General features: G+C 41.7%; 16 protein-coding genes and 1 tRNA gene. 7 read left to right on the forward strand and 10 right to left on the reverse strand.

Going from position 1 to position 20470, the window contains the following annotated elements; translation table 11 throughout:
* Positions 1–148 precede the first annotated feature (148 nt).
* From BM386_RS19110 to BM386_RS19150, 9 genes are all read right to left on the reverse strand, one after another.
* Positions 149–625, reverse strand: coding sequence for a hypothetical protein (locus BM386_RS19110; protein ID WP_091697156.1), 477 nt, complete (start codon positions 623–625; stop codon positions 149–151).
* 181 nt (positions 626–806) lie between these two features.
* On the reverse strand, positions 807–1622 hold the full coding sequence (locus tag BM386_RS19115; RefSeq protein ID WP_091697158.1) for a DUF2310 family Zn-ribbon-containing protein: 816 nt from the start codon (positions 1620–1622) through the stop codon (positions 807–809).
* A 95-nt stretch (positions 1623–1717) separates the two neighbouring features.
* Complete coding sequence (locus BM386_RS19120) at positions 1718–2521, reverse strand: metallophosphoesterase family protein (RefSeq protein WP_244545567.1); 804 nt, start codon at positions 2519–2521, stop codon at positions 1718–1720.
* A 216-nt stretch (positions 2522–2737) separates the two neighbouring features.
* The gene (locus tag BM386_RS19125; RefSeq protein WP_091697160.1) at positions 2738–4264 is read right to left on the reverse strand and encodes a prolyl oligopeptidase family serine peptidase; all 1527 of its coding nucleotides are present in this window, start codon (positions 4262–4264) and stop codon (positions 2738–2740) included.
* Between the two features lie 198 nt (positions 4265–4462).
* The gene (locus BM386_RS19130) at positions 4463–5866 is read right to left on the reverse strand and encodes a sulfatase family protein (RefSeq protein WP_091697161.1); all 1404 of its coding nucleotides are present in this window, start codon (positions 5864–5866) and stop codon (positions 4463–4465) included.
* A gap of 78 nt (positions 5867–5944) precedes the next feature.
* A complete protein-coding gene (locus BM386_RS19135; RefSeq protein ID WP_091697163.1) occupies positions 5945–7498 on the reverse strand; it encodes a sulfatase family protein in 1554 nt (517 codons plus the stop codon).
* 145 nt (positions 7499–7643) lie between these two features.
* Positions 7644–10259: an alkaline phosphatase D family protein gene (locus BM386_RS19140; RefSeq protein ID WP_139235950.1), complete on the reverse strand. Its 2616-nt coding sequence runs from the start codon at positions 10257–10259 to the stop codon at positions 7644–7646.
* A gap of 352 nt (positions 10260–10611) precedes the next feature.
* Complete coding sequence (locus BM386_RS19145) at positions 10612–11319, reverse strand: gluconate 2-dehydrogenase subunit 3 family protein (RefSeq protein WP_091697165.1); 708 nt, start codon at positions 11317–11319, stop codon at positions 10612–10614.
* Between the two features lie 3 nt (positions 11320–11322).
* On the reverse strand, positions 11323–13065 hold the full coding sequence (locus BM386_RS19150) for a GMC family oxidoreductase (protein WP_091697166.1): 1743 nt from the start codon (positions 13063–13065) through the stop codon (positions 11323–11325).
* Between the two features lie 417 nt (positions 13066–13482).
* Between BM386_RS19150 and BM386_RS19155 the strand changes: the two genes are divergently transcribed.
* From BM386_RS19155 to BM386_RS19185, 7 genes are all read left to right on the forward strand, one after another.
* On the forward strand, positions 13483–14289 hold the full coding sequence (locus BM386_RS19155; RefSeq protein WP_091697168.1) for an AraC family transcriptional regulator: 807 nt from the start codon (positions 13483–13485) through the stop codon (positions 14287–14289).
* Positions 14290–14367: 78 nt separating this feature from the next.
* Positions 14368–16830, forward strand: coding sequence for a TonB-dependent receptor (locus BM386_RS19160; protein ID WP_091697169.1), 2463 nt, complete (start codon positions 14368–14370; stop codon positions 16828–16830).
* Between the two features lie 69 nt (positions 16831–16899).
* Positions 16900–17280, forward strand: coding sequence for a hypothetical protein (locus BM386_RS19165; RefSeq protein ID WP_091697171.1), 381 nt, complete (start codon positions 16900–16902; stop codon positions 17278–17280).
* 212 nt (positions 17281–17492) lie between these two features.
* Positions 17493–17566 (forward strand) — tRNA-Pro (locus BM386_RS19170).
* A 290-nt stretch (positions 17567–17856) separates the two neighbouring features.
* Positions 17857–19086, forward strand: a complete 1230-nt coding sequence (locus BM386_RS19175; RefSeq protein WP_091697173.1) for a site-specific integrase — start codon at positions 17857–17859, stop codon at positions 19084–19086.
* Between the two features lie 85 nt (positions 19087–19171).
* The gene (locus BM386_RS19180; protein ID WP_091697175.1) at positions 19172–19465 is read left to right on the forward strand and encodes a helix-turn-helix domain-containing protein; all 294 of its coding nucleotides are present in this window, start codon (positions 19172–19174) and stop codon (positions 19463–19465) included.
* Complete coding sequence (locus tag BM386_RS19185) at positions 19455–19721, forward strand: hypothetical protein (protein ID WP_091697236.1); 267 nt, start codon at positions 19455–19457, stop codon at positions 19719–19721. The genes BM386_RS19180 and BM386_RS19185 overlap by 11 nt, the downstream gene beginning before the upstream one ends.
* Positions 19722–19762: 41 nt before the next feature.
* Here the strand turns inward: BM386_RS19185 and BM386_RS19190 are convergent, their stop codons facing one another.
* A complete protein-coding gene (locus BM386_RS19190) occupies positions 19763–20470 on the reverse strand; it encodes a gluconate 2-dehydrogenase subunit 3 family protein (protein ID WP_091697177.1) in 708 nt (235 codons plus the stop codon).

The following is a 20470-nucleotide window of genomic DNA, read 5'->3' on the forward strand; positions in this document are numbered from 1 at the left end:
CTTACTATCAGTGGGTTAGGGAACTAAATTATTTTCAGAGCAGTAAATCTGGGAAGTTGAAAAAATGGGGTGTGGGCGGGGCAACATTTATGTTTATGAAGGCTTGGGTTTTCGAAGTACGTCACCTCACCATTGCAGAAACATATTGTTAGCTATCCTTATCCTCAGGTCGCTTCAATCCAAATATTACCTCCGCTCTACGCGTTCCAATTATGTTAAGATCCTTTATCGTTTTCTTATAGTTGTTCTCGTTATAGAGTTCTTCAATGGCTTTCATGTTACTTTCAAGGATGATAGCTTCTTGCTCATTCACCAAACTCTTGTTATGAGCATGCACATCATATTTGTCCAATTGTACTCCTTTCGATCTTAAGAACATGAGTAGGTATATTGTACCAACATCCCAAAAGTCTTCATAATGAATGGAGGATACGTCCACATTCACAATGCTCTTATCGCTTACCAGTCTTAGTCTTAGAACGTCGTTACGGTACTCGTATATTGCACCTAATGGTGAATGCACTCGCTTTTCAATCAGCTTGAAGTGGTACTTGTTAAGTACGTTTTTGAAAAACTTTCTTATTACAGACTTCAGTCGACCTTCTGGGCCTTGGAATAATATCATAAATGACAGCTAACGCCTAGCTATGATGAGTGGGGATTAGAAAGCACTAATCTTTTCTCTCGCACATAGCCACGCCTTGATTTAAATTTAAAACTTGTGGCGGACTTTCCAATCCCCACGAAAATATCCTGACCACCGAAACCCCATTCATTCATAGCATATGTTAGCATCTTTACTTTTTCTAGTCAAATATCGTATTGCAAGTTTTGCAAATCTTGCTTGGTCTTTTAAGGCCCGAATCACTTCCTTTTTCTCCACAAATTAGACATGGATGGTTGTTATCAGGTTCTTCCACAAAATAACTCAGATAAACAGGAGCTTTAAAATGATTACAAAGTTCCGCCCTAATTCGCTCACCTTCTTTGTTCAGTTTGCCTTCACTGTAGTTTGTTAATTCGTTATAAGCATCATGTTCAAATATTCCGCTATCTAACCAGTTCAGATAAAACCGCTGATGATAGTTTTGCCATTCTTCAATCTTAATATAAAGTGGGATTCGAGAATATGGAACTTGTTTTAAGCAGGAGCCACAAGTCAGCTCATCAGTAAATTGTAAAGAACGACCTTGAAGAATGAAGAAATCTGACGTGTTACATTCACAGTTCTCAACTCTGTCAACTTCAATTATTACGTCCATCTCTTCTAATGTTTCAGGAGTCTTGACAAGCCAATTTTCAAATTTTTCGCCCCAATATTCCCTTACCTTCGAATGTAAATGCCAATTTTCAAATGAGTCTCTGTCTCTGAATATTACAGACATTTCTAAAGATTCGTTAGTCCGTCTCAATTCTCTTGGCTCAGAATGGATGAGATTACATTGATACAATGTTCCAGAAAGACCTAGAAAATCTTCTCCAGAGTCCTTACCGTTCAGTAAGTTCAAGATTATTTTAGCTGCTACTGGTTTGTCTATATTCATTGCATTATTGATGCTAACACTAGTATGTAAGCTACTCTCAAACCCTATTGCGTCTATATCGCCATTTTCCACAGGCATTCGAGGGAGCTGCTGTGACCAAATTAAGAATTTCGTCGAGGGGGAATTGAGTGGGAGGTGAAAATTATTTTTTGCGATGATAATTGTGGGATGCTTTATAGTGTATGTCCATTCAGGATAGTCCCATCCTTTACGGTCTTTAGGTAGCTGATGACCTTTTCGTCTTCTCCCACTTCGCACACCCGGTAAGAAGGGAATGGATTCCCCCAGCTGCCGCCGAAGTGCCCGGACCATAGAAAGGGTATTTTACGGTAAATCATCTGCCCATCTACATCATGATCATGTCCATGGAAAGTCGCCCGCACATTTGGGTAGGAAGTGATCAGGTTCAGGAAGTCTGTACAGGGTACACCATGGCGGGTCCAGTCGTTTTGGGAGATATGGACGAATACGAAAACCTGAGGCAGGGAGGCATATTCATCCAAGATAGATTTGGCAAAACCTTGATCGGCACAGAGGTAATCTCCTTTTTCATTCGAACAGTCCAGCAGCAGTATGCCGGAATCCTTGGATTGGAAGGAAAAGTTGGTCGTCTGTCCCATGATTCTCTCAAAGTCTCCCTCACTGACCCTGTCGTGGTTGCCTCGGGTGACATAGTAAGGTACTTTTAGGCGGTTATAGACTTCCTTGACCTGTGGTAAAAGTGCCGGGTCATCGTGAATCAGATCCCCATTAAAAACCACAAAATCCACATCCTTCTCCCCATGGATCGCCTCAATCAAGTTGCTATGTGATGTTTCGTAGTCTGTATCAGGCTGCCCCCAGTGCCCATCTGAAGCGGTGATGAATTTGAGTCGGGTGGCATTAGGAAAGTCTATTTTCCCATAACCCATAAAAGGCATAGTCATCATCGAGGTGCCCAAGAGGCTGATTTTTTGAAGAAAAGGTCTGCGGTTCATGGAGTTAAAATAGGATTAAATGAGGAGGGTTGAAAGGTTTTTCTCTAGCTGTACATACTTATTCTTACGAACTGGGAGGTGAGAATCGGGAACTCTACTAAGCCATATCAATTAGCTGTTGTCTTCTGAAATCAGAACCAAAGGACTTTTGTAGAGGAAAATAGATGAATAAAATATTTTCGGCAGAAGTAGAACTAGCTAATCAAAACACACTAGTCATTGATTAAGCTGGTTCAATCGATTAATCGCATTTTGATTTTGAGGATACAGTTCCAAAGATTTCCGGAAGTTTTTTACAGCCATTTCTTGATTCCCAACAAATAAATATGCCTCAGCCAGGCTATCAAATAGATTGGCAGAAGTTGGGTAGAGATTGGTGGCAAATAATAAGATATTGATGCCCTTTTGGGAAGTCTTAGGGTTAAAGAGTAGCTGTAGCCCAAGTGTATTTAGATCGCCTTCCGGAAGTGATAGAGATGGATACTCACTTTTGATACTTTCGTAAAACCCGAGCAGGTCCTCATAGTTTTGCTTTCTAGCCAAGTCATTAAAATCCTGAAAGCTGAAAGCCTCTACTTCCTTCTCTTTGTATTTTAATGAAATCAGTTCCTTTTTTATCCCGTTTTCTGAAGGTTGCTTTTGGATAAACTCTAGCCCATTCGAATCATCTTTCAGATACCCATCCAGAAAGTTTAAGGTATAAACTGCAAGCCATTTATAAGATTCCATTATTTCCGGATCGCTCTTATCTTGCCTTGGATCACGCTGCTCAAACAGAACACCAAGCGTACTAAATTGGGAATGGGTAAGGTTGTGGAATTTCAGTTGGTAAGCATCACTAAAGCTAAGGCTATCGTAAAATTCAAAATTGGTATTTAAGGCAGCGTCAATTTTATCAGCCTCCAATACTTCCTTGGGAATATCCTTTTGAGAAAAATGTATAAAAGGAACATCTACTTTATTGAGGTCGAAAAAGGTTGATTTTTTCAACGTCTCATATTGGTATTTGATGCTTCCATCAAGGCTCACAATGGCTTTGATATTATCATTTCTAATTTGTGAAAGCACATTGGATAAACCACCGAAACTGAAGCCCATGGTTGCGATTTGATCTAGATCAGCGCTGGGAACCTTGTTTAATTCCTGGGTTAGAAATTCAATATCCCGGGCCTGAGTTTCCATGTCCTTTTCTGTACCTCCTTCCAGCCAGCGATTTTCAGTTCCACGACTTGGACTTGATATCACTAAGTATCCATGACTTGCCAAGTACTCACATAAAGCAAAGTTTTCAATGGACGGTGCCTGATAGCTTGGTGCGTAAATAATTACCGGAAACTTTCCACCCTCAAATTCTGCGTTTGCAAAAGCAGCGGTAGTCTCCTTGAGATGATTCTGATTTGCAGCTGTGTTTTGGTAATAAAACCAATTTAGAATCTGATCATTTGGCAAATTCTCCCATTCCTCTTCTTCTTTTAGAGTCTCCATGTAGTCCAAAACGGATATTTGCTTTTCATTTCCCCTTAGGCTCGCCGGATACCAGACACTCACTGAAATTGGTCTTGGGACCTTCTGATTAGTGTAATCGTAAATTCGGCTGTAATTTCTCGTACTGTCAGCGGTGGTATAATTTCTGAATCCTACTTCAAACTTCCCATTCTCCAGATTGAGTTGCTCAAGTGAAGTCTGAGCGATCAAAAGGGAGGTTTGAAAGAGGAGTAGAAAAGTGAGTATTTGAATTTTCATTCTTTGCCGCTTTATACCGTTGAGAGTAGGCTGATTTTGAATTTAGGACTTTTTAAAATAAGAAATCAAACCTTAACCATCATTAATGAACGGGGAAATAGATAGCTTAAGTAGGACGAAACCACTTTATCATCAATCCATATTCATGTGCCCTACTCAAAAACCAACTTGAAAAAGTCTCTCAGAGCGGAGGAAGAATCAATACCCTATCCGCTTCTCCAATTGTGTTTCACCGAACACCATCCCTGAAGAATGCTGTTTGGCAATTTCTGAGATCTCAAAGACAACTTCTGGATATTGATCTGCTAAGTCAAATCGCTCTGAAGGATCATGACCTAAATTAAAAAGAGTCAACTTCTCCAGCTTCTCCACCTTTGCAGGATAGCCAGCAGGATTATTACTGTAGAAATAGAGTTTGAAATCGCCTTTACGGACTGCAAAAAGTCGATCACCATGGTAGTAAAACATTTCCTCTCTAGGCGTAGCATTCTGCCCTTTCAAAACTGGGCTTAAATCAAATCCATCATAAACTCGATCCTGAGGCATTTTTACGCCAGCCAGACTGGTAAAAGTCGGCAACAAATCCAGTGTACTTCCCATTTTGGAAATCACACCCGGCTTCACATTTCCTGGACCCCAAATCACCGTAGGAACCCGTACCCCACCTTCATAACTGGTGCCTTTTCCCCCAAAAAGAGGACCTGCACTACCGCCCTGCTCATTGTAAACCAACCAAGGCCCATTGTCAGAAGTAAAAACTACATAGGTATTTTGATCCAATCCATTTTCCTTCAAAGCGCTAAGAATCTCTCCCACAGACCAATCGATCTCCTCAATCACATCTCCATACAATCCTCTCTCACTTTTTCCTTTGAAATCACTAGAGGCAAAAAGCGGAACATGCGGAAGAGAATGAGCTAGGTAGAGGAAAAAAGGCTTGTCTTTATTAGAATTAATGAAGCTCACAGCTTCCTCCGCATATCTTTTGGTGATGGTATTTTGATCTGCAGGCCGCTCGATAATCTCGGTATTCCGCATCAGTGGCACATTGAAATACTCGATTTTTGAGTCTGCAAAAGCTTCCTTTGCGGTGATATCGTTCACTCGATCCATGTCATTGCTGTAAGGAATTCCATAATAGGAATCAAAGCCATGACTCGTTGGCAAGAATTCAGGTAAATGCCCGAGGTGCCACTTGCCAATGGCAGCTGTTGTATATCCAGCACCTTTGAGAAGAGTCGCTATCGTATTTTCATAGGCTGGCAAACCTCCACCCGAATCCGGAAATAGTACTCTACGAGTGTTGGAATACATACCTGTGCGCACCGGTAGCCTTCCTGTTAGAATTGCTGATCTGCTCGGTGTGCAGACATTCGCCGCCACATAAAAACTTGTCCATTTTTGCCCCTCGACAGCCATTTGATCAATATTGGGAGTTTTGATCGTAGGGTGCCCAAATGCTCCTAAATCCCCATAACCCTGATCATCTGTGAAAATGATGATGAAATTGGGTTTGCTTTCATTTGAATTTTGGCTAAAAGCCAGAGGTGTGATTGAAAAAAAGAGGGCTATCAGCTGTAGGTAAATGATGGGTCTATGCATGAGGAGTTTGAATTAAAAAGGGAAGACTAGGTTCTAGGTGCTACCTCAGCAGCTCCCTTTGAATTTACTGAAAATGGTCTATTTCAAAACTACATCTTCGACTTTCGCACTCGTTTCACCTCTAATAGTCTCATAATCGCCGATCATTTGCTCCAACTTTTCCGGATTCTCTTGAGCCAGGTTGTTGGTTTGCCCTATATCACTGGTCAAATTGTACAACTGATATTCCTTGGCATTACCGATTTCAATATTCACAGATTGGATTACTGCCACACCATTGTATGGCGGAATCATAAGCCATTCACCCTTTCTCAAAGCGGTTCTACCTGTAGCTTCTATCATCAAGTCTGTACGACCGGATTTCTCTTCACCTAGAAAAGTCGGCATGAGATTTTGACTATCGTCTGTAGTTTCTGAGCTTCCAGTCAAAGCCGCCAGAGAACTCAACAAGTCCAGCTGACAAACCAAAGCCTCCGAAACCTGAGGTTGAATTTTTCCTTTCCAATACACCATAAATGGCACTCGGGTACCCGCTTCAAAAAGACTGTATTTCCCGCCTCTAAGCGGTCCAGCAGGCGTATGATCTCCCAGCTTTTCTACCGCATCATCGTAATACCCATCATTCAAAACCGGGCCGTTGTCAGAGGAGAAAATGATCAATGTATTCTCCAACAATCCCTCATCTTCCAAAGTCTTCATAAACTCACCAACCATCCAGTCTGCTTCCAAAATCACATCTCCTCTTGGCCCCATGCCTGATTTCCCAACGAATCTAGGGTTAGGCGTTCTAGGTACATGTGGCTGCTGAAATGCATAGTAAAGGAAAAATGGGCGGTCTTTATGCGACTTCACATAGCTTTGAGCTTTCTCCAAAAAGTGATCCGCCATATCTACATCCGACCACTTGGCAGCTTCTCCACCTTTCATAAATCCAATTCTTGGAATGCCATTTACAATACTATTGTTGTGGCCATGATGCCATTTCATCGTGGTTAGTTCCGGATTATCTTTCCCTGTAGGTTCACCTTCAAAATTTTGATCGTAACTCACTTCGATCGGATCATTTGGATCCAGATTTACCACATCACCATTCTCGATATACACAGTAGGAACGCGATCCTGAGTCGCTGCCATGATGTAGCTGTAGTCGAAACCTACTTCATTTGGACTTGGGCTAATGTGCTCATTCCAATCCACGTCTCCATTGCCTAGTCCCAGATGCCATTTCCCCACAACTCCAGTTTCATATCCTTGGCCTTTGAGCATTTTCGGAACAGTCATCTGAGAAGTACTGATCAGCAATGGAGCCGTTCCAGGCAGGATTTTAGCATCCTTATTTCTCCAAGGGTAAACGCCGGTCAGTAGAGCATATCTGCTTGGCGTACAAGTAGCTGAAGTTGCATAGCCGTTCGTGAAGCGAATCCCACCATTTGCTAGTTTATCAATATTCGGCGTAGAAATCTCCGTAGCTCCATATGCACTCAAATCACCGTACCCCAAATCATCCATGTAAATGATGACAATATTTGGCTTTTTGGCTTCTGTTTTCGCTGTTTCCTCTTTTGGGGAACTGCAGCTCCAAAGTATTGTGGAAGCCGTTAATCCAAGTAAAAGTTTGATTTTAAAGCTCATGATATATTAGTTCTGTATCCATACTATTTTTAAAACTTTGACATTATCAATTCATCATTCGAACATCATTATTTTTTAATTACGAATGATGAATCACAAATTAAGAATAATGAAGTAAGCCTTATTAGGCACTTCCACCTATATTCTATTCAGCAAAATTTACGGTAATTTCCTCTGCATCGGCACCTTGCAAAGTGAGACCTGCGTAAGTTTTCACAATACTTTTACTACTATCTCTCACCACTACCCTGTGCTTTTCTGTTGAAAACACCTTAGGCTGAAAGTTATTGGAATTCACCGGTAGGGAGTATTCTAATTCTCCGGTTGCTTCCTTAAAGACCGAAACCACAGGATTTTCAACTCCTTCCAAATTCAAGGTATTCAGATAACCAACTGCCTTTCTAGCATAGTTGTCTTTCTGAGAAACTGTCAGCGGCCAGCCCTCATACTGTCCTTCAGGATTGGCAATTGGATCTACATTTCTTGGCCAGCATTCGATATGCATCGTTCGCACATCTTTATCAAAAGTAATGATCCCGTAACCTGTTCCTCTATCGTAAATTCTGGCCGGTTCATATCCTGACTTATATGGATTGGCCACAGCCATGATCGTCATCTTGTTTCCAAAACCATCTTCAAAATCTCCTGTATTTTTGGTCCCGCCTGGAAAAGGCTCGTGTCCCTCTGGTACTTTTGGCCACCATCTTCGCGGCCAAAGATTATTCAGCGCAGGACCTGCAAAAGCAAATCCGGAATCACGGAATTCATCGACGCCATATTGCACGGTACTCGCCAAATGCTGATCTCCGGCGATGTGTAGCGCAAAAGCTTTTCGGATAATCCGCACCGCTTCATCCCGGCCTTTTTGCGGCCAGCCATTGGAATCCATATCGGTAGTCGGTGCATCCCCATCTACATATTCACCTTTTTCAGGCGTAGGCAAACTAGGCACGATGCTATCGATGATACTTCCTTCCGGCAATGTAGCCACGGTACAGAAGTTGGTTTGTGACAATACCGCTTTCATCTGTACGCCCGAATCCCATTTTGACGCCCAGCTTTCCAGAAAATTGAGTTGTCTTTTCCCCAATAGCTCCGCATCAATATCGTAATGCTTCTTGATATCAAAATCCCGGTTTTGAATAAATCCATTCTGAACTTTTGCTTCTTCCGGCAACACATTTTTTGGAGCTGATTTGAATTTTCTATCCTCCAAAATCGCAAAACTCACTCCTCCATATTCCCAGTCCGTGTAATAAACATTGATTCCCTGCTTTACCGGTGTAGGATCAAAAGCATCTGGTAGATGACTTGTCTGACAATCCTGAATCATATTCACCCACTCAGCAGGCATTTTGTAACCACCTTGATCTTGGGCCACATATCCCCAACCTTCATCGGATGGCGCATGCGCACCCCCTTCTCCCCAGACATTCCCATGATACACATCATGATCATCAGGAATAATGGCCGCCGGAATAGTTCTAAAAATATCTCGATATGACCAGCCAAACATATACCATTTGTGTAGGTAATCCAGATAAGACTTTTCCAAAGGACTGGTTTGGATTCCAAATCCTCCCGTCCCCTCGTAGAACTGATCTCCAAGAAAGAAAGCCATATCTGGTCTATGCTTTTCCACATTTATCGCTACCTCCTGATCAGGAAAACCATGGTCAGCATTGCAACTGAACACAGCGACTTTCAGATTATCCGAGGATTTTGGCTGAGCAGCAATCTGACCATAATAGCTGAACTCCTGATTTTTATCGGCGAGAGGTACCTCAATATGAACTCGATATGGGATCATTTCTTCCTGATTCCAATCCTCTACTCTAAACTTGGCAATCCTTCCTTGAGGGTCAAGATCTGAAGTCTGCGCAGTTTCCCATTCCGATCCTTTTTTAAGCTGAAGCTCAACTTTTAGGTTTGAGATTAGCTCTAGCGGCGCAAGCTGAGCGGTAAGTTTTAGAGTGTTTTTATGTAGGGTATATTGAGCAAAAAATATTGGCCCATAGACTTGATTCGCAGATTCTACGATTTTTTCTCCCTGAAAAACCCAGTCTGAGAATGCTACTAAACTGGTTGAATTTTCTTCCTTTTTCGGGCAATGTGCCACCAAAGCCAAGTTCCCCTGTAGATCCAAAGGAGTGATGTAATCAGCCGAAAACACAATTGAATTCTTATTGTTTTCACCCGCTGAAGCCGAAAGAGTCAGGGTATAATTTCCATTGTTGAACCTACTGGTTAAACTCAAAGAAATGGGTTGGGCCATATCCAATTTCTCTTCGCTAAGCTTATCCCCTATCATCAATTGCCCAGCGCCTGTGACTCCAACATCCAGTCCTTTTCCAAAAACTGCCGCAGATCTATAGTCTTCGAAAATACCTTTTGCTCCTAACCTAAACCCAGCGTAGGCTCCGGCATTTCCTGCTAACCCCTGATTTTTCCAATCGATAATTACAGACTGCTGAAAATCCTTCGTACTTGATCCCAACTGATGGGTAAGTATATGTAAGGCTCTATTATTACTGGAAATATTACATAGCGCTTTTCCACCGGAGATCTCCCAATCCTGTAATCGATTCCCCCAAAACTCAGGGCCTATCCACTTCATATCCGGCCAGTTTTCCCAGTTACTTTTGAATCCTTGTTCTTCAACAGAAAGCAGTTTTTTGATGCTGGTGAATCCTTGTGAAAAGAAAAAAGGTGTTGAGAAGGTAGTTAAGGCCATTGCCTTGACAGCGGATCTGCGTTTCATAGGGTAAGAGGTGGTGAAAAAGTAAATTTGGGTAATTTGCCCTAAAAAACAATGAAAAAAGGATAAGTGGTTTTTCAGGTTGGGAACTAAGAGTTGACCCAATTAAGCCCACAAAAAAACCAATGAGCTTTCACCCATTGGTTTTAGTATTTATGATGATTTATATCCGCATTTCTTCCACTAAGTAGGCTAAAGCAATATAGAATATATTAAACTTGTGAATTGAGGCCGCTTCAGCCTGTCCCGCCACTGCGGGAGTCTTCGGTCATCGGTTTTCCGACCAGATTAGCGAAGAATCTAAGGTAACTGGTAGCATTGCGGATAATCATATCATGATTTAACCTTTTTTTGATCAACCAATAATATTTCCTTCATCATCCCATTGGATGATAGTACCACGGTCTTCAGTCTTGAGGTATTGCGGAATGTATTTTTCTTCCAGCTTCACCCCATGCTTATCCATTACTTCCTGTGGCACACCGTCCCAGGCATTTGGAGTATTCCCTACATATCCCATGTATTTCCACCCTTCCGGGGTAGAGAAGTATCCTGAGCAGGTAAGGTTTCGCAGCATGTTAAACCAGCGAACTCCACCTTCATATTCAGGCTTTGCAGTGTCTGGCCAAGCTACTTCATCTACGATTTCAATCACTTCAGATTCGCTTAACTCATTGAAAGCTTTACCGAACTTTTCGTCTGATTCAAAATCCAACCACATCAGGCCACCACGCATACGCGTCTGGTTTCCAGGCTGGTCTTTCATCATAAACTCCATGAAATCCACCACACCTACTTCCGTGGCAGCAGGAGATTCATCGTCTTTTGGCATGATGATATCTACCAATGTAGAAAGTTTCTTACGCTCATCTTCGGTGAAAAACGTTTCGGAAAGTAATTCCTGATCACGCTGCTTTTCCTCTGCTGTTCTGCCACCTATAGTTCCTCCGGACAAAAGCGCATTTTCAGGCAAAGCCTGCTCTTCTGGGGAACAACCTGTCAGCAATAATCCTGTACCAAGTGAGCCGGTAAAGAGTAATTTGAGGTTTTCTCTTCTGTTCATGGTTTAGATATTTTTCTTTTTCAATTCACCTACTATATAATCGGATGTTCTCCAGGCCAAGGCTAGAATGGTCCAAGTTGGGTTTTTATCCGCCTGGGAAACAAATGGTCCAGCATCGACTACGAATAGATTGTCGCAATCGTGAGCCTGACAATTTGAATTCAAAACAGAAGTAGAAGGATCATTTCCCATTCGGGTAGTTCCCACTTCGTGAATGATTCTTCCTGGAGCCAACAAGCCATACTTAGATTCTGGGCCTGGCTTTGATCCAAGCAGAATACCACCTGCTTCTGTCAAGATCTCTTCAAAGGTGTCATGCATGTGTTTTGCCTGCTTCACTTCCTGATCTGTCCAGTTGTAATTAAATCTTAGAACTGGAATACCGTATTTATCTACCGTATTTGGGTCGATTTCACAGTAGTTGTCGTACATGGGTACACTTTCTCCTCTTCCGGACATACCCATCGTAGAGCCGTATATTTTTCGGATGTCTTTTTTCAAACCTGCACCATACCCACCATTTGGACTTGGTTTACCAAATTCGTCAGTGATGTATTTTCTCATCGAATCCATACTTCCTCCGGTGCCATAGGCTGGTTGGCCCATTCCACCCCAATATTCAATGTGGTATCCTCTGGCAAAGTCAAGTTTTTTGTTATCTCCCCACCAAGGTGTGTACATATGCAAGCCACCCACACCGTCTTCATTATATCGCTGACGATCCATCATGCTAGGCACAATTGCCATACGATCTGTCCCTGTGGAATCATGCAGGTATCTACCCACCATTCCAGAGCTGTTGCCAATTCCGTCAGGATGTGATTTTGACTTGGAATTCATCATGATTCTGGCAGACTCACAGGCTGAAGCTCCAAGTACTACTACTCTGGACTTCAGCTTGTATTCTTTCATATCGACTTTGCTAACGAAAGAAACCCCAGTTGCTTTGCCTGCCTCGTCAGTAGTCACTTTTCTCACCATCGAGTGGGTATAGAGATCTACTTTACCTTTTTTCATGGCTGGATGAACCAAGCAAGTACCTGCTGAGAAATCCGCATAAACCTGACAAGCCCTGTTACACTGACTACAGAAGAAGCAAACGCCTCTTTCTTTGCTGATAGGACGGGTAAGCATGGATAGACGGGAAGGGATCATTGGAATGCCCACCTTGTCCGCACCTTTTTTCATGTAGAGCTCGTGCAACCTTGGCTTGGGAGGAGGAAGGAAAAAGCCATCCGGCTCATTATATATGCCTTCTTTAGTGCCAAAAACGCCAATCAGCTTATCTACTCTATCGTAATAAGGCTTCAAATCATCATACCCTATAGGCCAATCGTGTCCTAGGCCATCAATACTGGCACGTTTGAAATCGTTTGGTCCGAAGCGAAGAGAAATTCTTCCCCAGTGGTTGGTTCTTCCTCCTACCATTCTAGATCTGAACCAATCGAACTCAGTTCCATTTTTGCGAGTGTATGGCTCCCCATCAATATCCCAACCTCCGATGGCTGCATCAAAGTCACCAAAAGGACGAATACGGGTACCTGCACCTCTCCTAGGAGATTCCCAGGGCGGACGTAGCTGTGTACGATCTTCATCTTTGGCCGGGTCAAAATCTCCTCCTGCCTCAACAACAGCAACAGAAAGGCCTGCTTCAGAAAGTATTTTGGAAGCCATGCCTCCACCTGCTCCAGAACCGACGATTATGACATCGTAGGCCTCTCCGGAATTTTTGATTTGAAAACTCATTAGCTAGAATTTACTTTATTGATGTGTTTCAATTTTAAAAAAGGAGCGTGGGTTTTTGGATTACCCTTCAGCTTACTTCTTCTAATGATAAATTAACAAAATAATTTCTTGCCAAACCTGCTGATTTACCTATTCAGACTGAATCCAAGGAGGGATAAGGAAGCGTTGAATCATTTAATTTAATCATAAAAATGCCCAAACGAGCCAATTTCAAGCTTTTTACACTATCAATCGCACATTCATAGATTTAAAAAAAGACCCAAAACTTCTTCAATTTTTTTATAAATGGAGATTTAGCCTTTTGAAAAATATAATTACAAAATCGAGAGGCCAAAATCTTCTTTTATTTAAAAGGCAGTCGATTTGTTTGTCTTTTTTACAATGTTTGTTTTCGGATAACCCATAATACCGATTTCAATGTCGATAGGAGTAAAATCAAAACTGGAAAGTGAGATACTGCTGAAGGTTTCGCGGATGAAACCCGTCATCAAACCGACTGTTCCGCATCGTCATGCCGGTTACCATGAATTGATTTTTCTTTCCAAAGGAGCTGGCTCGCATACCATCGGGGATGAGAAGTTTGATGTGATTCCAAATACTGGGTATTACCTCGGGCTCAGTGAAGTGCATTGCTGGGATTTCAGCAAGATTCCTGATGGCTATGTGGTTCTCTTCAAAGAAGAAGTTTTGTCCCAATACCCAAATGCTTTCAACAGCCTTTTTCAACTCTCTAAAACCTTTGAAACCGGAAACTCAGAAGATCAGATTTTCCCGCTTCTGGAGACCTTCTATAAAGAATATAAAAATGGAAGTTCTCTGGAAGTACTTTCTGCACATCTCAATCTGCTTATCCTAACTACACTAAACCTTCCTTCCTCCTCACCAAAGCTGGATTCCACGGCCATCAATCAACTGGCGCTTTTCAAAAGGTTGATAAATGAGCATTTTGCGCAGCTGAAAAATGTACAGGATTATGCGAACTTGATGAAAATTCCGGTGAGAAGGCTGAATGCGATTTGCAAAACTTCACTTAACACCAACGCGAGGGAAGTAATCAAAGAACGGGTATTGATAGAGGCAAAAAACCTGCTTACTCACACCAGCAATCAGGTAACTGAGATAGCCTACGCCCTGAATTTCACTGATTCCTCCAATTTTGTGAAGTTTTTTAAGCAGCAGACTAACCTGACTCCTTTGGAGTATAGATCCAAAATAAAAGTCTGATAATACCATTATCGGTATTTTTCTACCGTAAAATAGTACATAAGCACTAGTTATTTGTGGTTGATTAACAAACCTCAAATGAATAGAATACTTCTGCTCTTTTTTACCACAATTTTTTATGCACCAGCTTTTTCTCAAACTGGAGTAAAAGGAAAACTGATCGATCAATCCGAAAACAGTCCGTTGGAATATGCCAGTGTAGCCATATACCAAACTAAGGACAGCCTCTTGGTAACTGGGGCTGTAACAGATCAGGACGGAACATTCTCTTTAGAAAACTTAAAATCAGGCGATTACTATCTGTTAGCTCAATTCATGGGTTATGAACCCAAAGTTGTTTCAGGCATAACTATTTCCAAAAATCAACTGTTGGACTTAGGTACTATTATGCTTAGCCCAGATCAGCAGCTACTGTCTGAAGTAGAAGTTTCCGGCAAGAAATTCACTACTATGAATCAGGTAGATCGCCAGGTTTATAACTCTGACAACTTCCTCACAAGTCAGGGAGGTACGGCAACGGATGTATTGAGAAATCTCCCTGCGGTAAGTATCAATGCGCAGGGTGAAATCTCGGTCAGAGGAACCACCGGCTTTGTGGTCATGGTAAACGGTAAACCTACCCAATCCAGCCCAGAAGCTTTGCTCTCGCAATTGCCAGCAAATGCAGTAGAAAAGATAGAGTTGGTGACTTCTCCATCTGCCAAGTATGACCCCGAAGGCAAAGCAGGCATTATCAATATCATCACAAAAAAGGGAGTGACAGACGGTACGTTTGTGCAGGTAAATGCAAAAATCGGTGCTCCAAGCATAGAACCTTACGACAATCAAGACAATCCACAGCGCTATGGGGCAGACTTTACCATCAATCATAAAAAGGGAAAATGGGACCTTTCTCTAGGTGGAAACTTTCTGAGAAATGACATCAATGGAAGACGGGAAGGAAATGTCTATACGATAAGCGGTGACACGACAACTTACTTCCCTTCGGACGGAGAAAGAAGTACAGATGCCAAAACCTATTCTGGAAGGTTTACGCTAGGTTTTAATCCAAATGAATCGAATGATTTCAGTCTGGGATTCTATGCAGGAAAGAAAACAGCTGACCGAACTGCTGATATCCATTATTATGACAATCATGCAGAAGTAGATGGCGAACGCATTTACACGATGCAGTATTACAATGAAAACCTCAGAATTCGCCGAGGCGATTTTGTTTTGGGCAGTTTGGATTACAAGCATACCTTCCAAAATGAATCCCAAATCTCTGGCTCATTTCTATACGAGTACACTATGCTTGGTGGACCTACCACAAACCGAAACCTAGGCTATCCGGATACCAGCATAATCTATCAGGACGAATACAATACAAATGACAATCCACTACACGGCACACGAGCTCAATTAGATTACAAAACAGCACCGAAACCATTTGGAACTCTAGAATTCGGCTACCAATACAGACTGCTCAACCATACAGGGGATTTTGTTTACGAACGAAAAAACAATGAAACTGGAGCGTTTGAACTGGTGCCTGAGTTTTCGAGCAGGGTGGATTTGAATAGAGTTTTGCATTCAGGATACGGTCAATTGACCGGTGCAAAAGGCAAATGGAATTACTCCGCTGGCGCAAGGGTTGAAATCATGGACAGAACACTTGACTTGACCGATAAGGCTGGGACAGTGGATACGACTTACTTATATGACTTTGTAAAGCTTTACCCGTCGGCAAGTTTACAATACTCCCTAAACGAGGACCTCCAACTCAAAACCTCTTATTCCAGACGTGTAGAGCGAACTACTACGTTCAAAATGAATCCATTCCCGGAAAGAGAACATTCCGAAACTCTGGAGCAAGGCGACCCTACCCTACTTCCTGAATTTGTGGACTTGGTGGAAGTTAGTGTGGTGAAGGATTTTGGAGAAAATTCATTCACTGCTACGACCTACTTCAGGAATGTACAGAATCTAGTCAATCGCGTGAATACTGTCTATAATGACACAATTTTGAATAGAATTTATTCAAATGTAGGAACGGGAAAATCTTTAGGTTTGGAAGTTGGGCTGGAACTAAACCCTACCGATTGGTGGCAGATTTTTGCTGGTACCAACGTGTATCATTATTCCATAGAAGGAGAATTTGACAATCGTCCGATAGACTCCGAGAGTTGGATTTATTCTATCAATGCAAATACAAGTTTCAACTTTGGCAAGAACTGGGAAGCCCAACTGACGGTAAACTACCTGTCACCAACTAACACTGCGCAAGGTGAAGATTCACGATTTCTTTCCCCCAATCTGAATATCAAAAAAACCTTCTTAGATGGCAGGCTGAGTGCTACCATGCAATGGCAGAACATAGACATGGGACTGCTCTCCACTAATGAGCAAAGAATCACTACTTGGAGAGAAGGTGAGTTTTACACCACCACGAATTATGTCTATGAAGTAGATATCATTCAGTTCAACCTTAGCTACACTTTCAATAAACTGAAAAACAACTCTAAGTTTATTAAGAGTGAGTTTGGTGAGAAGGAGTTCTAAGGAAATCATTTCATAACAGTAGCGGTTCCTTTAAAATAATCGTCTTGTAGGTATCCAATATTTTAAATCATGAAAAGCCTGTTTATTCTCTTTATAGCATTACTCTTTTTCACTTCCTGTGCCGATGATCCTGAACCTGATGGGGTTCTTATTCGGGTTGAAAACAATTCTGAGGTAGATTTCAAAGACGTAATAGTGAACTCTGGATCTGGGGATGTAGCTTTTGGTACTATTAGAGATGGAAAAAAATCAAATTACATGGCATTTGAATCAGCCTATCGCTATGGTTTTGTTAGTCTATTAGCCGACGAAAAGGAATTACGGATTCAACCCCGCGATTATGTAGGAGAAACTCCCCTTGAAATAGGGTTTTACACATACAAACTTGGAGTGATCACTTCTAATACAGGGAGTCCAAATTTAACTTTGGAGCTAGTCATCGATAATTGAGCTTGCTCGTTAAAGATAAAGTAAAATTCAGAATGACTTTTTAAAGTCAATTCGGCCATAACCGCTATCTCACTCATTTTCAATAGGCTTCAAAAATCGGATAAAATTTTCTTGATTTTTTTCATTATCAATTTGGAAAAAGTGTTTGTCGGAAATAAATTTTGCTACATTTGCATCCGATTCGAGAGCAAGTCTCGGATTAAAATAAAGTTCGGGGTGTAGCGTAGCCCGGTATCGCGCCACATTTGGGATGTGGAGGTCGTAGGTTCGAATCCTGCCACCCCGACGAAACCTGTTTCAAGGGAAATCAAAAGCCTGTAAATCTACTGATTTACAGGCTTTTCTGTTTTTTATCCTTTAGTTCATATCAACAAATATCAAAAAAAATGTGTCTTATTCGGTGACATATTTTAATCCTTAAATTTAAGACCCAGAAAGTGGTTTATCTATCTGGTAATCAAAATTTTGTTTTAAAGTAATTAAACCTTATTTGATTCATTTTAGCCCTATTTGTTGTGTCTTATTCGGTGACATAATTTAAAGTGATGTAAAAACCTTTAAAACAATTCAATTGTCATGAAAACAACTAACACATTTGGAATTAGGTTTTTTATCAAAAACAACCTAATCAAAGACGGAGAGGCTCCTATCTATTCAAGGATAACCGTTGACGGAACCCGGGTGGACATCTCTTTAAAGAGAAAAATAAATGTCCACGATTGGAACCCTGTGCTGGGATCGGCCAAAGGATCCAAAGAATCCTCTAAATCCTTGAACCACTATTTGAAGGAATTAGAGTCCCGAATCATCCAGATTTACCAGGAATTCCAGATCAAAAAAAACCCCATAAGTGCAGATGCCATTAAGCATGAACTATTGGGAACAGAGACAAAGGAGCATACAATTTCCATGCTCTTTGAATACCACAATGAAAAGTACAGAAACGTGTTAGCTTGGGGAACCCTCAAAAATTATTTCACCACTCAAAAGTATGTGATGGCCTTTGCCAAATCCCAGTACGGCAAGGACGACTTTTTCCTTCAGGATATCAATTACCGGTTCTTGAATGAATTTGAGCTCTACCTGATAAACTACGAGCCTCAGGACCACCACAAGCGTTTGTCAAACAATGGGATCATGAAGCACCTTGAGCGGTTTAGGAAAGTCATCAATTTAGCACTGCGGATGGAATGGATGGTAAAGGATCCTTTTGCAAAATTCAGCCTCCGCTATCAGAAAGTAGAAAGAGAATATCTTACGCCAGCAGAACTAAAGCAGATCGAAAAAAAGAAATTTGATATACCCCGCCTGAGTTATATTAGGGATCTGTTCGTATTCGCCTGCTACACCGGATTGAGTTACATCGATACGGTTAACCTGAAAAACCATGATGTAATCATAGGTATAGACGAAGAGTACTGGATATCCATCAGCAGACAAAAAACTCAACAGAAATCCAATGTCCCCTTATTGCCGCAGGCACTTGATATAATCAGAAAGTATATGGATCCCGATAGAGCCTACGCCAAAGGCAAAATTTTTCCGTTGATTTCAAACCAAAAATTAAATGCATACCTGAAGGAAATCTCCATCATTTGTAATATCAAAAAGAACATGACCTTCCATTTGGCCAGGCACACCTTTGCCACGACGGTCACGCTTTTAAACGGAGTTCCAATTGAAACTGTCAGTAAAATGCTTGGACACGCAAGTCTCAAAACCACACAGGTTTATGCTAAAGTGGTTGAGCAGAAAGTAAGCAACGATATGAAGGAATTAAGAAGGAAGCTGGGTAATTCAAAATAATCCATTCACCACCTTCGGGTGGTGATGTGACATTCTGTTGGATATTAGCCTGATTTTGTGACCCATTAATCAAAATCTAATCTAAATGGCAGCAGAAATCATCACATTACATGACTTGGAGAGGTTTGGGACAGAACTGAAGGAAGAGATAAGAAAAATGCTTTCCAGCCTGAATGGGCAACCGACCAAAAAATGGCTTAAGTCCCATGAAGTAAGAAAGTTGTTGGATATTTCTCCGGGAACCCTTCAGCATTTGCGTGTCAATGGCACGATACCGTTTACTAAGATTGGAGGAGTGATCTACTACGATCATGAGGATATAGTCCGGCTCTTTGAAAAAAATAAGCGAGTCAACAAATTTCCAGATGATGGAATATAGGAGAACTGATCTAAACAAAAAGACAAACTTGGGATATGGGACAGAAGTCCCTCCTCTGCTTGACCATGTAAAAATTGTTTTTGACCAACAGGAGCTTGGGGAAAAAGAGGCTGTCGAGTTCTTTGACCATTTTGAAGAAAGTGGATGGAAAACCAAAACCGGGGTTTCCATCAAAAACTGGAAGCAAGTAGCAGATCAATGGATTTGGAATCTTAAAAAAACGGGATTTGATAAAGTAGCCCTTCTTAAAGCATAAAAAAACTTATCCTGAAAGTTTGGCCTTGTGGGAGTGGGTCATCACCCTATTAAATTTCCCTCATCGTCCCATTGGGCAACTATACCCCGCTGCTCGGGTTTGAGATAAATCGGGAGGTATTTTTCCTCAAGTTTTAGACCGTATCTGTCCATGACATCCTGCGGCACCCCGTCCCAGACATTCGGCTGATTACCTACATAGCCGATGTATTTCCAGCCTGCTTCAGTGGAGAAATATCCAGAGCAGGTCAGATTGCGGAGCATATTGAACCAGCTTACTGCTCCCTGGTATGCTGGCTTTGCCTTTTCCGGCCAAGCCACCTCCTCAACAATTTCGATAACCTGATCATTGGAAAGTTCATTGAAGGTTTTGCCGAACTTTTCATTGGCTTCAAAATCCAACCACATTAAACCACCTCTCATAGGAGTCTGATTGCCTGGCTGGTCCTTCATCATAAATTCCATGAAATCCACCACTCCCACTTCTGAGGCAGCAGGGGAATCCTCATCCTTTGGCAGTATAATATCTACCAGAGTTCCCAGTTTTTTTCTTTCATCTTCCGTAAAAAAGGTCTCTGAAAGCAATTCTTGGTCGCGTTGTTTCTCTTCCTCGGTTCTATAGCCTTTGGTTCCCCCACTCAAAACGGCCTGCGGAGGCAATGCCTGCTCTTCAGGAGAGCAGCCAGTCATAAATAAGCCTGTACCAACAGAGCCAGTAAAGAGTAATTTCAGATTTTCCCGTCTGTTCAT

It is taken from the genome of Algoriphagus locisalis (genome assembly GCF_900116615.1).
Taxonomy (GTDB): domain Bacteria; phylum Bacteroidota; class Bacteroidia; order Cytophagales; family Cyclobacteriaceae; genus Algoriphagus; species Algoriphagus locisalis.